A 20,792-nucleotide genomic window follows, 5' to 3' on the forward strand; every position below is an offset into this window, starting at 1 on the left:
AGATGTGTATAAGAGACAGGTCCAGCAGGGCGAGACGGCGCTCCGCGCCCAGGTCGCCCGCCTCCGCGACGGTCTCGTCACGCCCGCCGAACTCTCGGAAGCCAAGGCCGGCTTGCTGGCCGACGCGGTGCGCCGCCGCGAGGAGATCGACGGCAGGGGCTTCGCGATCGGCTACGCCCTGATGACCGAGGGCGACGCCGCCCGCGCCAACACCAATCTCGCCGCCCTGCAGGCGGTCACCGCCGCCGACGTCCAGCGCGTGGCCCGCAAGTACCTCGCCGACGACAAGCGCACCGTGATCCGCTACCTGCCGGAGAAGGATCGTCCGGCCGGCGAGAAGGACGCGACGCCGCCGATCCCCAAGGTGGCTTCGGTCAAGTACGACGGCCCGGTCACGACGCTCGCGCCGGAAGGCCAGCGCCAGGCGCCGCCGCCGATCGCCGCGCCCGTCCCGGCGGTGCTGCCGGCCCCGGCCGAGAAGACCCTGGCCAACGGTCTGCGCGTGATCGTCGCCAAGTCCAGCGAGCTGCCGCTGATCACCGCCGACCTGACGGTGCGCGGCGGGGCGAGTTCCGACCCCAAAGGCCTGGCGGGCGTCTCCAGCCTGACCGCCGAATTGCTGACCGAGGGGACGGCCACCCGCTCGGCGACCCAGGTCGCGCGCGAAACCGAGGCCTTGGGCGCCAATCTCGAGGCCGGCTCCGGCTGGGAGGCCGCCTCCCTGACCTTGAGCGTGACCGAAAACAACGCCGCGCCCGCCATGGCCATCATGGCCGACGTGGCCGAGAACCCCGCCTTCGCGGCGGCGGAGCTGGATCGGGTCCGCGCCGAAACCCTCGACAGCCTGTCGGTCGCCTATCAGCGCCCGGGCAGCCTGGCCGGCTACGCGACCGCGCCGGTGCTGTACGCCGGTTCCGCCTATGGCCACGTGGCCGGCGGCACGCCGGGCTCGCTGCCGAAGATCAAGCGGACGGATCTCGCGAGAACCCACGCCGCTTACTGGCGCCCTGATAACGCCGTGCTGGTGCTGACCGGCAACCTGACGCCCGAGGCCGGCTTCGCCCTGGCGGAGAAAGCCTTCGGCGGCTGGAAGAAGCCCGCCTCGCCGCCGCCCGCGCCCCCCGCCGCGCCAACCGGCTATCAGCCGCGGAACGTGATCATCGACCTGCCTGGCACGGGCCAGGCGGCCGTGGTGCTGGCCAAGCCGGCGATCACCCGCACGGATCCGCACTACTATCAGGGCCTGGTGGCCAACACGGTGCTGGGCGTCGGCTTCTCGTCGCGCCTGAACCAGGAAATCCGCATCAAGCGCGGCCTCTCCTACGGCGCCGGCTCCAGCCTCACGCCTCAAGGGCGCTTTGGCGGCTTCTCCGCGCGGGTGCAGACCAAGAACCCGTCGGCCGCCGAGGTCGTGTCCCTGACCCGCGCGGAGTTGACGCGTCTGGCGTCCGAGCCCGCCGCGGCGAACGAGCTGACCGCGCGCAAGTCCGTGCTGGTGGGCGGCTTCGGCCGCGACCTGGGCACGTCGGAAGGGTTGGCCAATATCCTGGGCAACCTCGCCGTCTATGGCGTGCCGCTGACCGAGATCCAGACCTACGCCGCCAAGGTCGAGGCGGTGACGCCTGACCAAGTCCAGGCTTTCGCCAAGGCGCAGATGGACCCCGCGCAAATGAGCGTGATCGTGGCGGGCGACGCCAAGGCCATGGGCGAGGACCTGGCCAAGGTCGCGCCCAACGCCGTGGTGATCCCGGCCGCCAAGCTCGACCTGGACAGCCCCACCCTGGGCAAGTGACGAAAGGCCTTGGAGCGTCGCGGCAGCGCGGCGCTCCAGGCTGATCGCGGTGCTATTTCGACTTGGCGAGCAGGTCGCGGATTTCGGTCAGCAGCTTTTCCTCCGGCGTCGGCGCGGAAGGCGCGGCGGGCGCCGGCGTCTCGGCGTCCTTGCGGCGGATTTCGTTGACCAGCTTGACCAGCAGGAACACCACGACCGCGACGATGAAGAACTGGATCACGGTGTTGATGAAGGCGCCGTACTGAATCGCCACCTTCTCGACCGCGTCGGTCGCCGGATCGTCGGGCCGCAGCACCCATTCCAGCTTCGAAAAGTCCAGGCCGCCCGTCAGCAGGCCGATGGGCGGCATGACTACCTGATCGACCAGACTCTTGACGATGCTGTTGAAGGCCGCGCCGATGATCACGCCGACGGCCAGGTCGATGACGTTGCCGCGTGCGATGAACTCGCGGAACTCCTTGACGACGCTCATGACGGTCTCCTCGCCTGTTCAGAATGAACGCGAGGCTGGAGTCGTTCGCGATGTCGGGTCAAGCCCGGGCTCGTCGCCTATTCGTCGCCGTCAGCGTTGAGGCGAGCCCGGAGCTCCTTGCCGCTCTTGAAGAACGGTACGTGCTTGGCGCGAACCTCGACCGCTTCGCCAGTGCGCGGATTGCGACCGGTCCGAGCGGGGCGTGAACGCACCGACAGAGCCCCGAAGCCACGCAGCTCGACGCGACCGCCGTCCTCCAGAGCGCCGATCATGCGTTCCAGGATCACGCTGACGACGCGCTCGACGTCCTTCTGCGTCAGGTGCGGATTTTCATTCGCGAGCCTGGCGATGAGTTCAGACTTGATCATCGAAATCCCCGGAACGCCCCAAGACTAACAAGGCGCGACCGGACCTTTGCCCAACGATGGCTGAGTCTTCAAGGGGTTGCGTGCGATTCACGAACGGGGTTCGGTTAATGCGCATGCCTACGAACCCTTTGGCGCGCGGACGATCTGGGGTTCGGAGGCCAGGCGCCGGGCGCTCTTGTTGGCCTCTTCGGCCTCCGCGTAAGGCAGTTCTCGGCCCACGCTTCGACTGGATTCCGCGAACCTCGCCACGCCATCCTTCAGTTCCGCGGTCATCTGGATGTCGCGATTGGCGATGCGGCCGGTCCAGTTGAGGCCCTTGACCGCGAAGCCGGCGCCCTTGTTGGGCAGAACAATCTCGGTCGCCGACGTCGAATAGGCCGGAAAGACCGTCGCGTAGGGCGCGTCGGCATTGAGGCCCGGCTCGCGTCGAGGGAACGCCGACGCCCTGCCCGAACCGGAACCAGGGATGCGGAACTCCCGAACCCCGAGGTCGTCGTTCAAGCGCCAGTCGAGATCGGCCGTGCCGCCAATCCTGATCTTTGCCTCGCCGTTGGGGGACACGTCGAAGTCGATCGTCTCGATATTAACCCAGCTGAGGCTGGCCGAGGCGCTTTGCTTGAGGCTCCGTTCAATGTCGCCTCGCGGCGCGGTGCGCAGGGCGCGCGCCAGGTTCAGGGCGGCGTCGCCGCGGATTACCGTGGTCATGGTGATCGGCGCGGGCTTGTCGAGCCCGGCAGAGGCGTCGATACGCACCACGCCCTCGCCGTCCGGCCGGCTGAGCGGAGTCTGGATAATCTCTTCCAGCGACGCCCCGTCCGTCCGTAGCGGCAAGGCCCAGCGGAACGGCGGCGGCCGCAAACCGTCGATGTCGCCGACGTCACCCGAGCGCGTGCCGTCGAGCCAATAATTCTTGCCGCCGATGCGCGCGCGAACGATGACATGGTTGAACAGCGCCGCCGACGGCAGCCGCTCCTCCAGGCCGTCGCCCCCCGTGGTCGACACCAGCACCGGTTCGGCCTCGACGCCAAGTTCGCGCAGGATCGCGAGCAGCAGCACGGTCTTGCCCTTGCAGTCGCCAAAGCGCCGCGACCAGGTCTCGTCGACCGGCGCGGGTTTGTAGCCGCCATCCCCCATGCCGAGGAAGAGATAGCGGGTCTTGTCCTCGACCAGCTGCAACGCCTTGAAGGCCCGCACCTTCGGATCGGCGCTGGCCTGGGCTATTGCGGCGATCTCCGTTCGCAGGGAGGAATCCGCCGACAATTTCGAAGCCTCGGCGTACAGCGGCGCCATGCGGCGGGAGATATCGTCCCAACCCGTGTAGGTCGTGGCCTCCAGCATGCCCACGCGCTGGAACCGAACCGGCGCGCCGATCGGCGGCTTTGGCGGCTTGGCGTTCGTGACGTCCACCAGCAGTTCGCTGGTCTTGCCCGACTTGGAGACCTTGGGCTGCGGAAAGCCGGGCGTGACGCGCCAAGTCAGCAGCGTTCCATCCGGCCACAGCAGTCGCGCGCGGAACCGGCCGGCGACGCCGCTCCAAGCCATGCTCTCGAAATCATTGGTGCGGCCGCCCAGCAAGGCTTCCTTGTGTTCCTGGGTGAAAGCCCAGTCGACGATGTCGCCAACCCGCAGATCCTTGATCTGGATCGAGGCGGTCATGCGCCCGTCCAGCATCGCGCGCTCCAGGTTCTTTTCACGCCGCAGGACCAGGACGTCCTGACCTTGCTTCAGAAGATCAATCCGTTGGCCGCCGCGGATGATGGCGAGCGTGTGGAGCGTGATCTTGTCGCGAACGGGGTCCCAGGTCACCGACCGCGATCCGCCCTGCAGCCCTTCGGGCTTCAGGATCTTGACGATGCGGCGGTTGTAATAGGCCGAACCGGTATTGTCGTGCTGGGACTGGTTGTCATTCAGCAGCAGCTGAGTTGACGGCGCTTGGTCGTCGGAAGGCGGCGCGGGAAGGTCCGCCACCTGAACCCACTTGGGCGGCGGCCCGTAGCTGGGCTTTTCGTCCGCCAATGCGGCGCTGGCCATAACCGAAACGGAAGCGACGGCGATCGCCGCGCCTTGGAGGCCACGAAACCCACTGAACCGCACGAACACCCCCCGCAACTCAACCCTTGGGATTTGTGGCAGGCTTTCGCGCAAAAGAAAACGGCGGCTGGATCACTCCAGCCGCCGCCAACTTCAGCTCCGATGGAGCGGAAGCTTATTCCTTGTTGGCGCGCTCGCGCAGAGCGGCGCCCAGGATGTCGCCCAGCGAAGCGCCGGAGTCCGACGAGCCGAACTGCTCGATGGCTTCCTTCTCTTCGGCCATTTCCAGCGACTTGATCGACAGCGAGACGCGGCGAGCGGCCTTGTCCACGTTGGTGATCTGGGCGTCGATGCGATCGCCGACGGCGAAGCGTTCCGGACGCTGTTCCTGACGGTCGCGCGACAGGTCCGACTTGCGGATGAAGGCCGACATCGGAGCGTCGTCTTCACCGAAGCGGACTTCGATGCCGCCCGAGGTCACTTCCGTGACCGTGACGGTCACGGTCTGGCCCTTGCGGTAGGTGTCGCCCGACATCGGGTCGCCGGCCAGCTGCTTGATGCCCAGCGAGATGCGTTCCTTCTCGACGTCGACGTCGAGAACCTTCGCCTTGACCATGTCGCCCTTCTTGTAGCGAGCCATGGCTTCTTCGCCCGGAACGCTCCAGTCGATGTCCGACAGGTGCACCATGCCGTCGATGTCGTTGTCGAGGCCGACGAACAGACCGAATTCGGTCGCGTTCTTGACTTCGCCTTCGACGGTCGAGCCGACCGGGTGCGCTTCCAGGAAGGCTTCCCACGGGTTGGCCAGGGCCTGCTTCAGGCCCAGCGAGACGCGACGCTTGGACGGATCGACGTCCAGCACCACGACGTCGACTTCTTGCGAGGTCGAGACGATCTTGCCGGGGTGGACGTTCTTCTTGGTCCAGGACATTTCCGAGACGTGCACCAGGCCTTCAACGCCGGCTTCCAGTTCCACGAAGGCGCCGTAGTCGGTGATGTTGGTGATGCGGCCGGTGAACTTGGCGCCGACCGGGTACTTGGCTTCAACGCCGTCCCACGGATCCGACTGCAGCTGCTTCATGCCGAGGCTGATGCGCTGGGTGTCCGGGTTGATCTTGACGATCTGGACCTTCACGGTGTCGCCGACCGCGAGCACTTGGCTCGGGTGGTTGACGCGCTTCCAGCTCATGTCGGTGACGTGCAGCAGGCCGTCGATGCCGCCCAGGTCGACGAACGCACCGTAGTCGGTGATGTTCTTGACGACGCCTTCGCGGATTTCACCCTCTTGCAGCTGCGACACCAGTTCGGTGCGCTGCTCGGCGCGGGCTTCTTCCAGGATGGCGCGACGCGAGACGACGATGTTGCCGCGCGGACGGTCCATCTTCAGGATGGCGAAGGGCTGTTCCTTGCCCATCAGCGGGCCGACGTCGCGGACCGGACGGATGTCGACTTGCGAGCCCGGCAGGAAGGCCGAGGCGCCGCCCAGGTCGACGGTGAAGCCGCCCTTCACGCGGCCGACGATCGCGCCCATGACGGGTTCGTTGCGGGCGTAGACGCCTTCCAGACGGGTCCAGGCTTCTTCGCGCTTGGCCTTCTCGCGGCTGATGACCGCTTCGCCCATGGCGTTTTCGAGGCGTTCCAGGAACACTTCGACGGTGTCGCCAGCCTTGACGGTCGGCTTGCCGTTTTCGTCGACGCCGAATTCCTTCAGCTGGACGCGGCCTTCGGTCTTCAGACCGACGTCGATGATGGCGAAGTCCTTTTCGATCCCGACGACCTTGCCCTTGACGACGGTGCCTTCGGCGAAGTCACGGCCGCCCATCGAGTCGTTGAGGAGCGCTTCGAAATCGTCGCGCGTCGGGTTGAAGCTCATATCGTCAGCCATGCTGATCTTTGGTCTCTAGGTTGGGGGAAGCCCTGGGTGAGACTCGTCGCGAAACGGTTCTCGGGATTCCGGATGAAGTGGGTTTGATAAGACGGCCCGCGATGGTCTTGATCGCGGCGAGAACGGCGGTGGATTTGCCCTCCGGCTAGAGCCGGTGACGGGCGCGCGCGTCCTCGACGATACGGCGGGCCGCATCGAAGGCCTGCTCTATAGTCATTTCCGACGTGTCGAGCAAGACGGCGTCGGGCGCTTGCGTCATCGGGGCGTCCTTGCGGCCTCCGTCGCGGGCGTCGCGCTTATGGATGTCGGCGAGAATATCCTCGAAATCCACCGCCTCGCCCTGACCGACCAGCTGCTTCCAGCGGCGCTCGGCGCGGACTTCGGGGCGGGCCGTGACATAGAGCTTGGCCGGCGCGTGGGGCGCGATGACCGTGCCGATGTCTCGCCCGTCCAGCACGGAGCCGGGCTGGCGCTTGGCGAAATCGCGCTGCAGGTCGAACAGGGCTGCGCGGACGCCGGGGTGCACGGCGACGCGGCTGGCCGCCTCGCCCGCGGCGCGGGTGCGCACCTCCGCCCGATCGAGATCGGAAAGATCGAGCGTGCGCGCCACGGCCTCGGCGGCGATCGGATCGTCCAGATCACCTGGGCCCGCCAGAACGCCGACGCCGACCGCCCGATAGAGAAGGCCGGTGTCCAACAGCGGATAGTCATAGAGCGCGGCGAGGCGTCCGGCGATCGTGCCCTTGCCGGACGCTGCGGGCCCATCGACGGCGATCACGAAAGCCATAGCTCAGGCTTCCGTCAGCGTGGCGCCCAGGCCGCGCATCAGGTCCGCGAAGCCCGGGAAGCTGGTGGCGATCATGCCGGGCTCGTCGACGGCGACCGGCGCCTGGGCGGCCATGCCCAGGATCAGGTGGCTCATGGCGATCCGGTGGTCGCCGTGTGTCTCGACCGTCGCGCCGCCACGGGGCGGCTGGCCCGTGCCGTGGACGATGAAGCCTTCCGGCTCCTCCTCGACATCGACGCCGCAAGCTTCAAGGCCGGCGGCGGTCAGGGCGATGCGATCGCTTTCCTTGACCCGCATCTCGCCGACGCCGCGCATCACGGTGTCGCCCTCGGCGAAGGCCGCGGCAATGGCCAGGATCGGATATTCGTCGATCATCGCCGGCGCCCGCTCGGGCGGAACGACCACGCCCTTGAGCTTGGAATAGCGGGCGGTGATGTCGCCGACTTCTTCGCCGCTCGACATCCGACGGTTCGAGATGACGAGGTCGGCCCCCATCTCCTGAAGCGTGGTGAAGAGGCCCGTGCGCAGCTCGTTGAGCATCACGCCCTCGACCGTGACCTCCGAGCCTGGAATGATTAGACCGGCCACCAGCGGGAACGCCGCCGAGGACGGATCCCCCGGCACGGCCACATGGGTCCCGGTCAGCTTCTGGCCTTCCGGCAGGCGGATATGGCGGATGGTCTTCTCGCCGACGACGCGGTCCTCGACGATCACCTCGGCGCCAAACGCCCGCAGCATGCGCTCGGTGTGGTCGCGGGTGGCTTCCGGCTCGATCACCTCGACGCCGCCTTCGGCGTGCAGACCGGCCAGCAGCACGGCCGACTTCACCTGGGCCGAAGCCATCGGCAGGGTGTAGTTCAGGCCGCGCAGGTTTCCGCCCTTCAGCGTCAGCGGCAGGCGCCCCTTGTCGCGGCCGAGCCATGTCGCGCCCATGCGGGCCAGCGGATCCAGAACCCGGCCCATCGGTCGGCTACGAAGCGAGCTGTCGCCGGTGAAGGTCGCGCACATCGCAAAGCCCGCCGCCGCGCCCATGATCAGGCGAACGCCGGTGCCAGCGTTGCCGCAGTCGATCACGTCAGAGGGTTCCGAGAAGCCGCCCTGGCCCTCGATGCGCCAGCGGCCGACGCCTTCCTGTTCGACCCTTGCGCCAAAGGCCTGCATGGCCCGCGCGGTGGCGAGAACGTCGTCGCCCTCCAGCAGGCCCTCGACCGTCGTCGTCCCGGTCGCCAGCGCGCCCAGGATCATCGAACGGTGGGAAATGGACTTGTCTCCCGGAGCGCGCACGATCCCTCGCAGAGCGCTTCCGGGGGCGCTCTTCAATCCAGCCGACGACATGCCGAAACCGGCTCCTTAGTACTTGGTGGTTTTCGCGAAGGGGTTTGCTTTTGACAGCGGGCTCTCGTCATGGCAAGTGACCCGCCGCTTTTCCCATCCGGATCAAAGGGTCGCCACCTTGGCCAATCCCGACCTGGGCGCAAAACAAATCTGCCCCAACTGCCAATCGAAGTTCTATGACCTCAACCGCCGTCCGGCCGTTTGCCCCAAGTGCGGCGAGCAGTTCGACCCGGAAGAGGCCCTGAAGTCGCGCCGCGTCCGCGCCCGCGCCATCACGCCGGACTATGAGTCCGACGATGAGAAGGAGTCGGTCGCCCCGAAGGAGGAGGACGGCTTCGAGGATGAAGTCGACGAGACTCCGGAAATCGACGAAGCGGCCGAGGCCGACGTCGTCGAGACGGACGACGAGGATGCCGAGCCGGGCGCGGCGCCCGCCGGCGACGCCGACCTGGGCGTCGACTTCGCCGAGGACGACGATCTCGCCGAAGACGAGGCCGACGACGTGCCGTTCCTGGAGGACGAGGACGACGACGATATCCTCGACGAGGAAATCGAAGGTCTCCCCGGCGAGGGGGACGACGACTGATCCAGCGGAAAGCCGGTTTCGGTCTCGCCGCGACCGGCTTTCCACAAGCGTTTTCGGGCCTGCGACATTTTTCTCGAAAAAAGTTCGCAGGGAGGGTTGATCCCCGGAAAATCCCGGACTAGGTTCCGCGCCTCTTCGGGGAGCGACACCAGTCGAAACGCCGAAGAGACCAAGGATTTCCGAGAGTTACCTTCAGGTGTTCTCAGAAATTTTGGGGCTATAGCTCAGCTGGTAGAGCGCTTGAATGGCATTCAAGAGGTCAGCGGTTCGACTCCGCTTAGCTCCACCATCAAGGCCCGGACGGAAACGTCCGGGCCTTGTCCATTTCTGGATCTGAATTTCCTGGCCTGAGCTAAAGCGGGCTCGGCCCAGACCTCTTCCCTCTTGAACCCTTCGTCCGTGCTCGCCATGTCTAGCGGCGTGTCGCGGGGACAGGCGCCGATCCTCGGGTTTGTCGCCGCGAACGAAGTCGCTTGAGCGAGGACTTCGCGATGACCCGGACGATCCTGTTCGACAGCCCTTTCCTGCTGGGCTTTGAGCACACCAGAGACCTGATCGAGCGCGCGGCCAAGGCCGCGTCAGAGAGCTATCCGCCCTACAATGTCGAGCAGGCCGAGAACGGCGGCGTACGCATCACCTTGGCCGTGGCGGGCTTCTCGCCGGAGCAGCTGCAGGTGACCGTGGAAGGCGGCCAGTTGATCGTGGCGGGCAAACGCGACGCCGATGGTCGCGGCGAGGCCGAGAGAGCTTTCCTGCACCGTGGAATCGCCGCTCGGGGCTTCGTGCGCACCTTCGTCCTCGCCGAGGGCATGGAGGCGCAGGCCGCGACCCTGGAGCACGGCCTTCTGCATATCGATCTGGCGCGCCCCGAGCCCGAGCGCCTTATCAAGCGCATCCCGATCCGCAGCGCGGGCTGACCGCGCCCATAAGCTCAATCCAGCGCGGGCCAAACGGCCGCGCGGAACAAGCTCTTCCCGGCGCGAGCTGAACCGGCCGGTGAAAGGCGCGTTCCCTCATTGAAGGAGGTGGTCATCATGACGCCCAACACCCATCACAGCCCGCTCTTCACGAGCGAAGCTTTCGCGGCCCTAGGCGCCCCTGACCTCGTCTATGTGCGGCCGATCAAGGCCGCCGAAGTGCTCGCCGACGCGCCAGAAGGCGTGGAGGACTTCAATCTCTCGCCTGACCAGACGCTGTACGCCGTCTGCCGCGCGGACGGCGCGCGCCTGGCCGTCATGATCGACCGCGACACCGCGATCGCGGCCGCGCTGGCGCACGAACTGGCGCCCGTCTCGGTGCACTAGCGAAGAGGGGTCAAGCCGCCGTGCTGGCGGCTTCCTGGGTCAACAGAACATGGATGGCGTCAGCCGATTTGGCTTGGCGCAAGGCGGTTCTGATCTCGGGCTGACGCAGAACGCGCGCCACGCGGGCCAGGGCCCGCAGATGCTGAGCGTTGGCGTCCACCGGGGCGAACAGCGCCACCATCAGGTCGACAGGCTTATCGTCGAGGGCGTCGAACGACACCGGCGTGTCCAGACGCACAACGACGGCGCGGACGCGGTCCACGCCCTCGACGCGGGCGTGCGGAATGGCCACGCCCTCGCCCACGCCGGTCGAACCGGCCGTTTCTCGCTCCAGGAGACCTTCGAGCGTCTTATTGGCGTCGACGCCCAGGACGCGCGCGGCGACATCGGCGACCAGCGAAAGCGCTTGGCGCTTGCCGGGCGCGCCGGCGCGCAACGCCACCGCCCCCGGGTCCAGAAGGTCGCCAATGGTCATGGACTTCTAACGCTCGCTCGTTGTCGACCGCCTTGGCGCCGTCGCCGCAAATCCGCCAACGGCGCTGCCGGCCGTGACACGGTCCGGTTAGCTCGCGGTAGACCCGTGCCCGTTCAGCGACTTCGTGCGTTCGGGATCGATCCAGCCGATATTTCCGTCTGGACGCCTATAGACCACGGACAATCCGCCGTGGGCGGCGTTCCTAAACACGATTGCCGGGTAGCCGGTCAAGTCCAGTTCCATGACAGCCATGGAAACGGTCATTGTCTTCAGAGCGGCCTGGGTTTCCGCGATGACCATCGCCGCGGGCGCGCCCGTCGGGTGATCGATATCCACATCCCAGTCATGATCCTCGCCATCCTCGGCGTCGGGCGCGCGAAGGACGAACATGGCGGCGTTCTCGACCTTCTTGGCCGTGGCCGCCGCCGAGTGGCTCTTCAGACGTCGCTTGTATCGTCGGATCCGCGTGTCGATCTTGGCCAGGGCCGCGTCGAAGGCGGCGTGTGCGTCGCCTCCCGACCCGTGGCTGATCAATTGCTGGCCCGAGGCCAGCTTGACCGAACAATCGACACGGAAGGCGTAACCCTCCTTGCTGACCACGACCTCGGCGTCACCGCCGCGATCGAAGTATTTGCCGATGCTTAGGGCGATTTCGTCGGAGACTCGCGCTCGCAGAGCCTCGCCAACGTCGACATGCTTGCCGGAAACTTGGACTTGCATATCGATACAACGCGCCTGTCTCGAACAGGTGTCAAGCGGTCCAGACGGTCCTTAAGGAACCGTCAGAACAGACCCGAAAATACGGTCATGAGCTTGCGTACGGCGATGATCACCACATGCGCGCTGACGAACAGCAGACCCCCGCTGAACAGCGCCATCAGATAGCCCGCCAAGGCCAGGATTCCGTCCCGCTGCAGCAACGCCAGAGCCAGGATCGCCACCGTCGCCCCCGGCGCCAGGTTGCCCAGCGGGATCGGCAGGACCAGCACCAAGGCGAGCAATGTGCAGACCACGCCGATGGCCCGTTCGCCCATGGGTGCGAACATTGGCCGCAGTCGGGGCCGGGTGATTAGCTCCATGCTCCGCACAATCGGCGCCAGGCGGCGGAAGAGGCCGCGCATGTCATCTCGCTTAAGCGGCTTTTCGGTCAGCCTCCTGGGCAGCCAGGGGTGATCCGCGCCCATAGCGATCTGTGGGGCCAGAAGGAGGATCGGCAGGGACAGGATCGTTGAAGACCCGGGGGGCAGCGGCAGCGTGTTCAGCAGGCCAAAGACCAGCAGCATGGCGCCGAAGGCCCGACTGTCGAAGGCGTCCAGCATCTCGCCGACGGTCAGGGTTGGACGCTCGTCCTCGCCAAACCCCTCGATCACCTCGGCCAGACTCTTCTCGCTCATCCGTTCCTCGTCGCGCCCGCACAGAAACGCGCGGGCGCCGATTAGGCCGCGCGGCCGATGGGCGCGAGCGGTGTTCTCACGTCATATAGGGCGTTCAGGCCATTTCCTTCATCAGCCGCCGACGTTCGACGGAAGACGGGATGCGCATGGCCTCGCGATACTTGGCGACCGTGCGGCGGGCGATATCGACGCCCGCGGCCTTGAGGATTTCGACGATGCGATCATCCGAATGGACGTCCGCCTCGGTCTTCTCCGCATCGACCAGGCCCTTGATCTTGTGCCGGACGCTGGCGGCGGAGTGGGCTTCGCCCCCTTCCGACGACTGGATGGCCGAGGTGAAGAAGAACTTCAGCTCGAAGACGCCCCGCGGCGTGGCGATGTACTTGTTCGAGGTGACGCGGCTGACCGTGCTCTCGTGCATGCCGATCGCGTCGGCGACGGTCTTCAGGTTCAGCGGCCGCAAATGCTCGACGCCAAAGGCCAGGAAACCGTCCTGCTGGCGCACGATCTCGCTCGAGACCTTCAGGATGGTCTTGGCGCGCTGGTCCAGGCTCTTCACCAGCCAGTTGGCCGAGGCCATGCAGTCGGCGACGAAGGTCTTTTCCTGATCGCTGCGCGCGCCCTTGGCGACACGAGCGTGATAGCGCTGATCGACCAGCACGCGCGGCAGGGTGTCGGTGTTCAGCTCGACATGCCACATGCCCCCCAGGCCCTCGCGCACCATGACGTCGGGCACCAGGGTCTCGGCGGGCTCGCTATGATAAGCCGCGCCAGGACGCGGGTTCAGCGCGCGGACCTCGGCGATCATGTCGCGCAGGTCCTCGTCGTCGACGCCACATACCCGCCGCAGCCCCGCCATGTCGCGCTTGGCCAGCAGTTCGAGGTGGTCGAGCATGGCCGCCATGGCCGGATCGTAGCGGTTCAGGTCCTTCAACTGCAGGGCCAGGCACTCGCGGACGTCGCGGGCGAAGACCCCGGCGGGCTCGAAGCCTTGGAGGACCGTCAGGACTTCCTCGACCATCGCCAGCGCGCAGCCCAGGCGGCCAGCCAGCTCGGTCACGTCCAGGCGCAGGTACCCGCCCTCGTCGACCGCGTCGATCAGGATCTCGGCGATGGCGTTGCGGGCCGGCGACAGGGCCGCCTGGACCAGCTGCGCCCGCAGGTGGGCGGAAAGCGTCGGAACATCGACCAGAGCGCTCTCGTAGCCCTCGTCGCCGTCAAAGGAACCGCCGGAGCCGGCGCGCGACCAGTCGATCTGACCGCCGGCATGCTCGGCCTCCGCGCCGTCGCCCGTGGCGCGCTCGCCGGGCGAGACGTCCTCGGTGGGGGCGTCCATCTCACGACTGGCCGCGGTGTCGGCCACCACGTCGAGCTGTGTCAGGCTAGGATCGCGCTCAGCCTCGCCGTCCAGGGCCGGCTCGGCCTCGCCCTCGTCTCGCTGCAACAGCGGATTGCGCTCGAGTTCGGCCTCGACGAAGGCGTCGAGCTCAATGTTCGACAGCTGTAGCAGCTTGATCGCCTGCTGCAGCTGGGGGGTGATGACGAGGCCCTGGCCTTGCCGGAGCTCAAGTCTGTGGCTGAGCGCCAATGCGCCCTCCTGACGAACGAACCAATCTCGACCGTCATTGAAGGGCTGGTTTGGTTAACGGCTTGCGAACGCCTGCAAATATCGGGCCGGTGCGACCTTCCGCCTCGGGAAAATATCATGCCAGAGGCTAAGCCCTTTCACGAAAAGGACTTTGCGGCGTGTTCAGCGTCCCAGAACGCTCCCGATCGGCCAGAGCGGCCCGCGATCAGGCCCCCAACCTGGGTTCGGAGAAGCTGTCGCCCAGATACACCCGCTTAACTTCCGGGTTGTCGACGATCTCGCGCGGAGAGCCTTCGAACAGCACCTCGCCCGCGTGGATGATCGAGGCGCGGTCGATGATGTCGAGCGTCTCGCGGACGTTGTGATCGGTGATCAGGATGCCGATGCCGCGGCTCTTCAGGTAGCCGATCACCTCGCGGATGTCGGCGATCGCCAGGGGGTCGATGCCGGCGAACGGCTCGTCGAGCAACATGAACGACGGCTCGCTGGCCAGGGCGCGGGCGATTTCGACGCGACGCCGCTCACCGCCCGACAGGGCGACGGCCGGAGACTTGCGGATGTGGGTGATACGCAGCTCTTCCAGGATGCTGGTGACCTGCTCGCGCGCCTTGCGGGCGTCCTTCTGGCGCATTTCGACCACCGCCATGACGTTCTGCTCGACCGTCATGCCGCGAAAGATCGAGGCTTCCTGCGGCAGGTAGCCCACGCCCAGACGGGCGCGCTGGAACATCGGCTGAGCCGTGATGTTCTCGCCGTCCAGATAGATCGCGCCATAGTCGGCGGCGATCAGGCCCGTGATCATGTAGAAGCAGGTCGTCTTGCCAGCGCCGTTCGGGCCCAGCAGGCCCGCGACTTCACCGCGCTTGAGGCGCAGGGAGACATTCTTGACGACGGGACGGTCGCCGAACGACTTGCCCACGGAATCGACGAACAGGCCGTCCATGTCGGCGGAGGTCAGGGTCATGAAACGATCCTAGCGCTGGGCCGGCTGGTCGGACGCGGCGGGCGCGTCGCTCTTCTTGCTGTCGTCCTGATAGAACACCGCGCGGACCCGACGCGTCGCGCCGCGCCCCTTGGCGCTGGACTCCAGCTTGGCGTCGTTGGTCTTGGTGTTGACCGTCAGGCGGTCGCCTCGCGCCACGTCCTTGCCCTTAGTCAGGATGACGTCGCCGGTCAGGACCGCGATATTGTCGCTGAACGTATAGACCGCGCGGTCGCCGCGGGCCTTCTGGTTCTCGCTGACGACATAGACGTCGCCTTCGGCTTCCAGGCGCTGGGCGTTGCCGCAGCCGTTGTCCGAGCCCGCGCGCTTGGCGCTGTACACCGTCACCTGCTGGGCGCGCATCCGCGAGCGGTCCTGCAGGATCTCCACGTTGCCGCGGAAGATGGTGATGCACTTGCTGTTGATCGTTTCCTGCTGATCAGCGGACACGTCGATCGGCGCGCTCGAGTCGCCTTGTTGGGCATAGGCCGCGCCGGCGGCTCCAAACCCAGACAGGACCAACGCGGTCGCCGCAGCAGCCGTCCATCGCTTCATCAGAACCATGTCCTCATCCGTCGCGGCCGCCTCAGCGAACCTGCGCCATTTACGTTCTTTACTGCCGTTCTAGCCGCGCGCGAACCCCGCCCCGGAAAACGATGCGGTCGCCCTTGTCATATACGGAGTAGCCGCGCGATTGCACCTGTCCGCCGGGACCTTCGCCATTGAGCGCGCTCTCGCCGGTGACATCGCCGGTGCGCGTATCGACGAACGATTCCTCCGAGGCGAAGCGATAGCCCGTGCCGTCATCCAGCCGCACGTCATCCTTCAGGGTCAGGCCAAAGTCGTCCTGGCGGTAAACGCCGCTCTTGGCCGTCATGCGCGTGGGTGTCGGTGAGCCCAGGTCCAAAGTCAGCGCAGGCTCGTCCAGGATGATTCGCCGGGGGTCGGCGTCATCGCGGATCGCCGAGCGGGCGGTGATCATGAAGCTGCGGCCGTCGGTCGATTGGCCGTAGAAGCGCGGCGTGATCAGCCGGATCTCGGTCTTGGCCTCGACGGGCGGATGGGTGGCGGCCATGTAGGTGCGCCAACCCACCTGCGAAACGACGATTAGCAGCAGGGCGCCAATCGCGATCGGCAGGACGATGCGCGCCATCAGGACGCGGCGCGAGCGGCGGCGCCAGCGCGCGAGATCGGCGCTGATCGCTCTTCCGTTCATGACCGCGGCTGGCTGCATCCTTCGTCCGTCAGCTGTGCGCGAAGATGTCGACGTCCTCCCAACCGGCCAGATCGAGCGAAGCGCGGTGAGGGAGATAGTCGAAGGCGGCCTGGGCCAAGGCCATGCGGCCCTCGCGTTCGAGCATGGCGTTGAGCTTCTCACGCAGCGCGTGCAGGTGCAGCACGTCCGAGGCCGCATAGGCGACCTGGTCGGCGCTCAGCGAGGGCGAGCCCCAGTCCGAAGACTGCTGCGCCTTCGACAGCTCGACGCCCAGCAGCTCGCGCGTCACGTCCTTCAGGCCGTGGCGGTCGGTGTAGGTGCGGGCCAGTTTCGAGGCGATCTTGGTGCAATAGACGGGCGCGGTCACGACTCCCAGATGGAGTTCGAACATGGCGATATCAAAGCGGCCGAAGTGAAAAAGCTTCAGAACGGCTGGATCGGTCAGCAAGGCCTTCAGATTCGGACAGTCGTAACCGGGCCGGCTCAGCCGCACGACATGGGCGTCGCCGTCGCCGGACGACAGCTGCACCACGCACAACGGATCGCGCCCCAGGCGCAGACCCATGGTTTCCGAATCGATCGCGACGATGCTCGCGCCCGCGAACACGCCATCGGGCAGGTCGCCCTCGTGAACGAAATTGGCCAAGTCTCAGAAATCTCCGGCGAGAACCGCGCGTACGACGCGTTCAACCACGCGCCCGATATAGGCGCGCGTTACATATACTCACGATGAATGGGATATCTATCCGCCCAGGTTCTAGATAGGGGAGGATTTTGGCGCCACCCCCGCTTCTCTAAAGAAGCTAACAAGGGGTGGTGCCCAGGAGAGGACTCGAACCTCCACGACCTTTCGGTCACTGGCACCTGAAGCCAGCGCGTCTACCAATTCCGCCACCTGGGCCCGCAGTCGCAACCGGTTAGGTCGCCGCGAGGCCGGGACGTTTAGGGAAAGCGTTCGGCCGCGTCAACAGCGAAAAAACGACAAATCGTGATTTCGTTGCGTCGTCGCGCTCGGTCGTCTAATTCCCGCGTCATCGCATGCGACGAGGAATGAAGATGCAGGGTCTTGTCACGGTGTTCGGCGGCTCCGGTTTCGTGGGCGGCCAGGTCGTGCGGGCGCTCGCCAAGGCGGGCTACCGGGTGCGGGTGGCCGTTCGCCAGCCGAACCTCGCCTATCGCATGCGCATGTTGGGCGACGTCGGCCAGATCGAGGTGGTCCAGGCCAATGTCCGCGTGCCGAGCTCCGTCGCCCGCGCGCTGGACGGCGCAGAGGCCTGCGTGAACCTGGTCGGCGTCCTCTGGGAGAGCGGCCGGCAGAAGTTCCAGTCGATCCACGCCATGGGCGCGCGCAATGTCGCCGAGGCCGCGGCCAAGGCTGGCGTGAAGCGCCTGGTCCACGTCAGCGCGATCGGCGCCGACATGAACGCCACCGCGAAATACGCCCGCTCGAAGGGCGAAGGCGAGGCCATCGTGCGCGCCGCCTTCCCGGGCGCGACGATCGTGCGCCCCTCGATCGTGTTCGGTCCCGAGGACGACTTCTTCAACCGCTTCGCCCAGATGGCCGCCCTGGCGCCGGTGATGCCGCTGGTCGGCGGCGACACCAAGTTCCAGCCGGTGTTCGTCGGCGACGTGGCGGCGGTGATCGCCAAGGCCGTCGCCAGCCCGGCCGCGGTCGGCGTGACCTATGAGCTCGGCGGCCCGACCGTCTACACGATGCGCGAGATTCTCGAGCTGATCCTGACCGAGACGGGCCGCAATCGTCCGCTGCTCCCCGTGCCGTGGCCGATCGCCGGCCTGATCGGGACTCTGGGCGATCTCCAGGCCTCGATCCTGCCGCTGGCCCCGCCACTCACGACGGATCAGGTCGAGATGCTGAAGAGCGACAACATCGCCGCTCATGGCTTGCCTGGCCTCGTCGAGGCCGGCGTCGCGCCGACGGCGGTCGAGGCCGTGGTCCCGACCTATCTCTACCGCTACCGCAAGGGCGGCCAGTACGCCGAGACCCCGGCGGGCGCGTTCTAGCGTTCGCTCGGCAGCGAACAAGAAAAAGCGGTCGCCCCGCGGCGTCCGCTTTTTTGTTGTCCGCCGCTGATCAGCGCGGAACGTACAGCAGCGCCAGGCCGATGACGCCCACGGCGATGCGCCAATAGGCGAACGGCGCGAAGCCGTGGCGCGTGATGAAGTTCAAGACCGTCTTGACGACGAAGACACCCGACACCAGAGCCGCCACGAAGCCCAGCCCGATCAAGCCCAGGTCGTTGGTGCTGAGCTGGTCGATGTTCTTGTAGAGGTCATAGGCGAAGGCGCCGGCCATGGTCGGCATGGCCAGGAAGAAGCTGAACTCGGCCGCCGAGCGCTTGTCGCATTTCAGCAGCAAGGCGCCGGCGATGGTCGCGCCGGAGCGAGACACGCCGGGCACCAGGGCCAGGCACTGGAAAAGGCCGATAATGAAGGCGGTTTTCAACGGATAGTCCGCCACGTCGGTGTAGCGCGGCTCGAACTTCATGCGATCCAGAGCCAACAGGATGAAACCGCCGATGATCAGGGTCGCGCAGACCAAGGCCGGCGTCTCGTAGAGCACGGTCTTGATGAAGTCGTGCGCGGCGACGCCGACAAACACCGCCGGGAGAAACGCCAGCAGAATGCCGATCACGAACCGACGGGAGCTGGGATCGGTCGGCAGGGTGGTCAGCAACCCCCACAGTCGACCGAAATAGACGCTTGTGATCGCCAGGATGGCGCCCAGCTGGATCAGCACCTGAAAGGTGTTGCCGGGACTGTGGAAGCCCAGGAAATGACCGACCAGAAGCAGGTGCCCCGTCGAGGAGACTGGTATGAATTCAGTCAGACCTTCGATCAGCCCGAGAATAAGTGCGATGAGCCAATCTGGCATGAAGGTCCCCTAGAGCGCTGCCCCTCCGGCGTGCGCCAAACATCGTAAACACGGCGTTAATCCACAAATTGGACTACTTTCCCCGCCTGTTGCGACGCGCTCGCAATAACCGCAACGCGGCCAGGGATATATTTGTCTACATTTTTGACTAAGACATTCTTATTGCCCTAAAGAGTCCGTAAGACGCCCGCCAGAGCAATTTTTCTCCCGCCAGGGATGACGAGGGAAGTCGCATGGCCGAGCGCATGCTGAAATTCATCACAGTGCCCCGCAAGACGCCCGAAAAGCGCGCGGCCGCCGAGCGTTCCGGCGACTTCCACGAGATCTACGCCGACTTCATCGACGCCAAGGCGGCCGAGCAGGCTTCGCGCTGTTCGCAATGCGGCGTGCCGTTCTGTCAGACCCACTGCCCGCTGCACAACAACATCCCCGACTGGCTACGAATGACGGCCGAGGGCCGCCTGGAAGAAGCCTACGCCCTGTCGCAGGCGACCAATTCCATGCCGGAAGTCTGTGGCAGGATTTGCCCTCAAGATCGCCTGTGCGAAGGCAACTGCGTGATAGAGCAATCGGGTCACGGCACCGTGACGATCGGCTCGGTCGAGCGCTACCTGACCGACAAGGCCTGGGAGAACGGCTGGGTGAAGCCGCTTGTGGCCGGCGAAGCGCGCGGCCAGTCGGTCGGCGTCATCGGCGCGGGCCCGGCGGGTCTCGCGGCCGCCGAGAAGCTGCGCGAAGCCGGCTATGACGTCACCGTCTATGACCGCCACGACCGCGCCGGCGGCCTGCTGATCTACGGCATCCCCGGCTTCAAGCTGGAAAAGGACGTCGTCGAGCGACGCACCCAGCGCCTGGCCGATGGCGGAGTCGTCTTCAAGCTGGGCTTCGAGGTCGGCAAGGACGCCACGCTCGAAGACCTGCGCGCCCAGCACGACGCGGTGCTGATCGCCGTCGGCGTCTACGCCGCCCGCGACCTGACCGTTCCCGGCGGCGGCAGCAAGGGGGTCGTGCCCGCGCTCGACTATCTGATCACCTCCAACCGCCTGTCGCTGGGCGATAGCGTTCCGGCCTACGACTCCGGCGAGCTGAACGCCGAGGGCAAGGACGTGGTCGTGGTCGGCGGCGGCGACACCGCCATGGACTGCGTCCGCACGGCCATCCGCCAAGGCGCGGCCTCGGTCACCTGTCTCTATCGCCGCGACAAGGCCAACATGCCCGGCTCGATGCGCGAAGTCGCCAACGCCGAGGAAGAAGGCGTGACCTTCGAATGGCTGGCCGCCCCGCGCGCCCTGTCCGGCGAGGCCGAGGCCGTCACCGGTGTGCGCGCCATCCGCATGCGCCTGGGCGCCCCGGACGCCTCGGGCCGCCAGAGCCCCGAGGAAATCCCGGGCGGCGACTTTGATCGTCCGGCCCAGCTGGTCGTGAAGGCGCTCGGCTTCGAGCCCGAGAACCTGCCCGAGCTGTGGTCGGCGCCGGACCTGAAGGTGACCCGCTGGGGCACAGTGAAGGCCGACGTCCGCAACCAGATGACCAATCTCGACGGCGTGTTCGCCGCCGGCGACATCGTGCGCGGCGCCTCGCTGGTCGTCTGGGCGATCAAGGACGGCCGCGACGCCGCCGACGCCATCCACCGCTACCTGCAGGCCAAGATCGGCGCGCCCGCGCTGATCGCGGCGGAATAAGA

The 20,792-nt window shown here is 66.5% G+C and carries 20 protein-coding genes, 2 tRNA genes and 1 pseudogene; 7 read left to right on the top strand and 16 right to left on the bottom strand.

All coding sequences use genetic code 11. The features are described from left to right. On the top strand, window positions 1–1,792 hold a 1,792-nt coding region (locus tag AX690_RS02915), incomplete at its 5' end, for an insulinase family protein (RefSeq protein ID WP_197426767.1). 52 nt (window positions 1,793–1,844) lie between these two features. Here the strand turns inward: AX690_RS02915 and mscL are convergent. The 6 genes from mscL to aroA all read right to left on the bottom strand — a co-directional run bounded on the left by mscL (window position 1,845) and on the right by aroA (window position 8,670). Continuing rightward, on the bottom strand, window positions 1,845–2,264 hold the full coding sequence (gene mscL / locus AX690_RS02920) for a large-conductance mechanosensitive channel protein MscL (protein ID WP_066687904.1): 420 nt from the start codon (window positions 2,262–2,264) through the stop codon (window positions 1,845–1,847). Window positions 2,265–2,341: 77 nt separating this feature from the next. Next, the gene (locus tag AX690_RS02925) at window positions 2,342–2,632 is read right to left on the bottom strand and encodes an integration host factor subunit beta (RefSeq protein WP_066687914.1); all 291 of its coding nucleotides are present in this window, start codon (window positions 2,630–2,632) and stop codon (window positions 2,342–2,344) included. Window positions 2,633–2,749: 117 nt separating this feature from the next. After that, window positions 2,750–4,663, bottom strand: coding sequence for a DUF3857 domain-containing transglutaminase family protein (locus AX690_RS02930; RefSeq protein ID WP_082769466.1), 1,914 nt, complete (start codon window positions 4,661–4,663; stop codon window positions 2,750–2,752). A gap of 175 nt (window positions 4,664–4,838) precedes the next feature. Then, window positions 4,839–6,548, bottom strand: coding sequence for a 30S ribosomal protein S1 (rpsA, locus tag AX690_RS02935; protein WP_066687917.1), 1,710 nt, complete (start codon window positions 6,546–6,548; stop codon window positions 4,839–4,841). Between the two features lie 145 nt (window positions 6,549–6,693). Beyond that, window positions 6,694–7,335, bottom strand: coding sequence for a (d)CMP kinase (gene cmk, locus AX690_RS02940; RefSeq protein ID WP_066687920.1), 642 nt, complete (start codon window positions 7,333–7,335; stop codon window positions 6,694–6,696). 3 nt (window positions 7,336–7,338) lie between these two features. Then, window positions 7,339–8,670 carry a 3-phosphoshikimate 1-carboxyvinyltransferase gene (aroA, locus tag AX690_RS02945; RefSeq protein ID WP_066687922.1) on the bottom strand — a complete coding sequence of 444 codons (1,332 nt, stop codon included), beginning with the start codon at window positions 8,668–8,670 and terminating at the stop codon, window positions 7,339–7,341. Window positions 8,671–8,788: 118 nt separating this feature from the next. Between aroA and AX690_RS02950 the strand changes: the two genes are divergently transcribed. The 4 genes from AX690_RS02950 to AX690_RS02965 all read left to right on the top strand — a co-directional run bounded on the left by AX690_RS02950 (window position 8,789) and on the right by AX690_RS02965 (window position 10,560). Beyond that, on the top strand, window positions 8,789–9,256 hold the full coding sequence (locus AX690_RS02950) for a TIGR02300 family protein (RefSeq protein WP_066688010.1): 468 nt from the start codon (window positions 8,789–8,791) through the stop codon (window positions 9,254–9,256). Between the two features lie 213 nt (window positions 9,257–9,469). Beyond that, window positions 9,470–9,545, top strand: a tRNA-Ala gene (locus AX690_RS02955). A 202-nt stretch (window positions 9,546–9,747) separates the two neighbouring features. Further along, window positions 9,748–10,173, top strand: coding sequence for an Hsp20 family protein (locus AX690_RS02960; RefSeq protein WP_066688013.1), 426 nt, complete (start codon window positions 9,748–9,750; stop codon window positions 10,171–10,173). Between the two features lie 117 nt (window positions 10,174–10,290). After that, complete coding sequence (locus tag AX690_RS02965; protein ID WP_066688016.1) at window positions 10,291–10,560, top strand: DUF1150 family protein; 270 nt, start codon at window positions 10,291–10,293, stop codon at window positions 10,558–10,560. Between the two features lie 10 nt (window positions 10,561–10,570). Here the strand turns inward: AX690_RS02965 and ptsN are convergent, their stop codons facing one another. The 9 genes and pseudogenes from ptsN to AX690_RS03010 all read right to left on the bottom strand — a co-directional run bounded on the left by ptsN (window position 10,571) and on the right by AX690_RS03010 (window position 17,116). Then, window positions 10,571–11,035, bottom strand: coding sequence for a PTS IIA-like nitrogen regulatory protein PtsN (gene ptsN / locus AX690_RS02970; RefSeq protein WP_066687925.1), 465 nt, complete (start codon window positions 11,033–11,035; stop codon window positions 10,571–10,573). Between the two features lie 87 nt (window positions 11,036–11,122). Further along, a complete protein-coding gene (hpf, locus tag AX690_RS02975) occupies window positions 11,123–11,755 on the bottom strand; it encodes a ribosome hibernation-promoting factor, HPF/YfiA family (protein WP_066687928.1) in 633 nt (210 codons plus the stop codon). A gap of 62 nt (window positions 11,756–11,817) precedes the next feature. Then, window positions 11,818–12,429, bottom strand: coding sequence for an exopolysaccharide biosynthesis protein (locus AX690_RS02980; RefSeq protein WP_066687931.1), 612 nt, complete (start codon window positions 12,427–12,429; stop codon window positions 11,818–11,820). Between the two features lie 94 nt (window positions 12,430–12,523). Then, complete coding sequence (gene rpoN / locus AX690_RS02985) at window positions 12,524–14,017, bottom strand: RNA polymerase factor sigma-54 (protein WP_066687934.1); 1,494 nt, start codon at window positions 14,015–14,017, stop codon at window positions 12,524–12,526. Window positions 14,018–14,222: 205 nt separating this feature from the next. Beyond that, window positions 14,223–14,981, bottom strand: a complete 759-nt coding sequence (gene lptB, locus AX690_RS02990; protein ID WP_066687936.1) for an LPS export ABC transporter ATP-binding protein — start codon at window positions 14,979–14,981, stop codon at window positions 14,223–14,225. A 9-nt stretch (window positions 14,982–14,990) separates the two neighbouring features. Then, window positions 14,991–15,554 carry an LptA/OstA family protein gene (locus AX690_RS02995; RefSeq protein ID WP_066688019.1) on the bottom strand — a complete coding sequence of 188 codons (564 nt, stop codon included), beginning with the start codon at window positions 15,552–15,554 and terminating at the stop codon, window positions 14,991–14,993. Window positions 15,555–15,612: 58 nt separating this feature from the next. Further along, window positions 15,613–16,277, bottom strand: a pseudogene (gene lptC / locus AX690_RS03000) (LPS export ABC transporter periplasmic protein LptC). Then, a complete protein-coding gene (locus tag AX690_RS03005; RefSeq protein ID WP_066687943.1) occupies window positions 16,244–16,861 on the bottom strand; it encodes a ribonuclease D in 618 nt (205 codons plus the stop codon). Before AX690_RS03005 ends, lptC begins: the two are co-directional and overlap by 34 nt. Window positions 16,862–17,029: 168 nt before the next feature. Beyond that, window positions 17,030–17,116: transfer RNA gene (locus tag AX690_RS03010), tRNA-Leu, on the bottom strand. 155 nt (window positions 17,117–17,271) lie between these two features. Between AX690_RS03010 and AX690_RS03015 the strand changes: the two genes are divergently transcribed. Further along, entirely contained in the window at window positions 17,272–18,237 is a 966-nt protein-coding gene (locus tag AX690_RS03015; protein WP_066688022.1) for a complex I NDUFA9 subunit family protein, read from the top strand. 70 nt (window positions 18,238–18,307) lie between these two features. Here AX690_RS03015 and AX690_RS03020 read toward each other — a convergent pair whose 3' ends face one another. Further along, on the bottom strand, window positions 18,308–19,108 hold the full coding sequence (locus tag AX690_RS03020; RefSeq protein ID WP_066687945.1) for an undecaprenyl-diphosphate phosphatase: 801 nt from the start codon (window positions 19,106–19,108) through the stop codon (window positions 18,308–18,310). Window positions 19,109–19,341: 233 nt separating this feature from the next. Between AX690_RS03020 and AX690_RS03025 the strand changes: the two genes are divergently transcribed. Next, window positions 19,342–20,790, top strand: coding sequence for an NAD(P)-dependent oxidoreductase (locus AX690_RS03025; protein ID WP_066687947.1), 1,449 nt, complete (start codon window positions 19,342–19,344; stop codon window positions 20,788–20,790). Window positions 20,791–20,792: the final 2 nt, after the last annotated feature.

Source organism: Caulobacter sp. CCH9-E1 (assembly GCF_001556515.1).
GTDB lineage: Bacteria > Pseudomonadota > Alphaproteobacteria > Caulobacterales > Caulobacteraceae > Caulobacter.

What these genes read in the sequence shown, in the direction of transcription:
- AX690_RS02925 (WP_066687914.1), bottom strand. Translation starts at nt 2,632, where the DNA reads ATGATCAAGTCTGAACTCATCGCCAGGCTCGCGAATGAAAATCCGCAC.
- AX690_RS02965 (WP_066688016.1), top strand. Translation starts at nt 10,291, where the DNA reads ATGACGCCCAACACCCATCACAGCCCGCTCTTCACGAGCGAAGCTTTC.
- ptsN (WP_066687925.1), bottom strand. Translation starts at nt 11,035, where the DNA reads ATGACCATTGGCGACCTTCTGGACCCGGGGGCGGTGGCGTTGCGCGCC.
- AX690_RS03025 (WP_066687947.1), top strand. Translation starts at nt 19,342, where the DNA reads ATGGCCGAGCGCATGCTGAAATTCATCACAGTGCCCCGCAAGACGCCC.
- hpf (WP_066687928.1), bottom strand. Translation starts at nt 11,755, where the DNA reads ATGCAAGTCCAAGTTTCCGGCAAGCATGTCGACGTTGGCGAGGCTCTG.
- AX690_RS02960 (WP_066688013.1), top strand. Translation starts at nt 9,748, where the DNA reads ATGACCCGGACGATCCTGTTCGACAGCCCTTTCCTGCTGGGCTTTGAG.
- AX690_RS03020 (WP_066687945.1), bottom strand. Translation starts at nt 19,108, where the DNA reads ATGCCAGATTGGCTCATCGCACTTATTCTCGGGCTGATCGAAGGTCTG.
- AX690_RS02930 (WP_082769466.1), bottom strand. Translation starts at nt 4,663, where the DNA reads ATGGCCAGCGCCGCATTGGCGGACGAAAAGCCCAGCTACGGGCCGCCG.
- aroA (WP_066687922.1), bottom strand. Translation starts at nt 8,670, where the DNA reads ATGTCGTCGGCTGGATTGAAGAGCGCCCCCGGAAGCGCTCTGCGAGGG.
- AX690_RS02995 (WP_066688019.1), bottom strand. Translation starts at nt 15,554, where the DNA reads ATGAAGCGATGGACGGCTGCTGCGGCGACCGCGTTGGTCCTGTCTGGG.
- cmk (WP_066687920.1), bottom strand. Translation starts at nt 7,335, where the DNA reads ATGGCTTTCGTGATCGCCGTCGATGGGCCCGCAGCGTCCGGCAAGGGC.
- AX690_RS03015 (WP_066688022.1), top strand. Translation starts at nt 17,272, where the DNA reads ATGCAGGGTCTTGTCACGGTGTTCGGCGGCTCCGGTTTCGTGGGCGGC.
- lptB (WP_066687936.1), bottom strand. Translation starts at nt 14,981, where the DNA reads ATGACCCTGACCTCCGCCGACATGGACGGCCTGTTCGTCGATTCCGTG.
- AX690_RS02980 (WP_066687931.1), bottom strand. Translation starts at nt 12,429, where the DNA reads ATGAGCGAGAAGAGTCTGGCCGAGGTGATCGAGGGGTTTGGCGAGGAC.
- mscL (WP_066687904.1), bottom strand. Translation starts at nt 2,264, where the DNA reads ATGAGCGTCGTCAAGGAGTTCCGCGAGTTCATCGCACGCGGCAACGTC.
- rpsA (WP_066687917.1), bottom strand. Translation starts at nt 6,548, where the DNA reads ATGGCTGACGATATGAGCTTCAACCCGACGCGCGACGATTTCGAAGCG.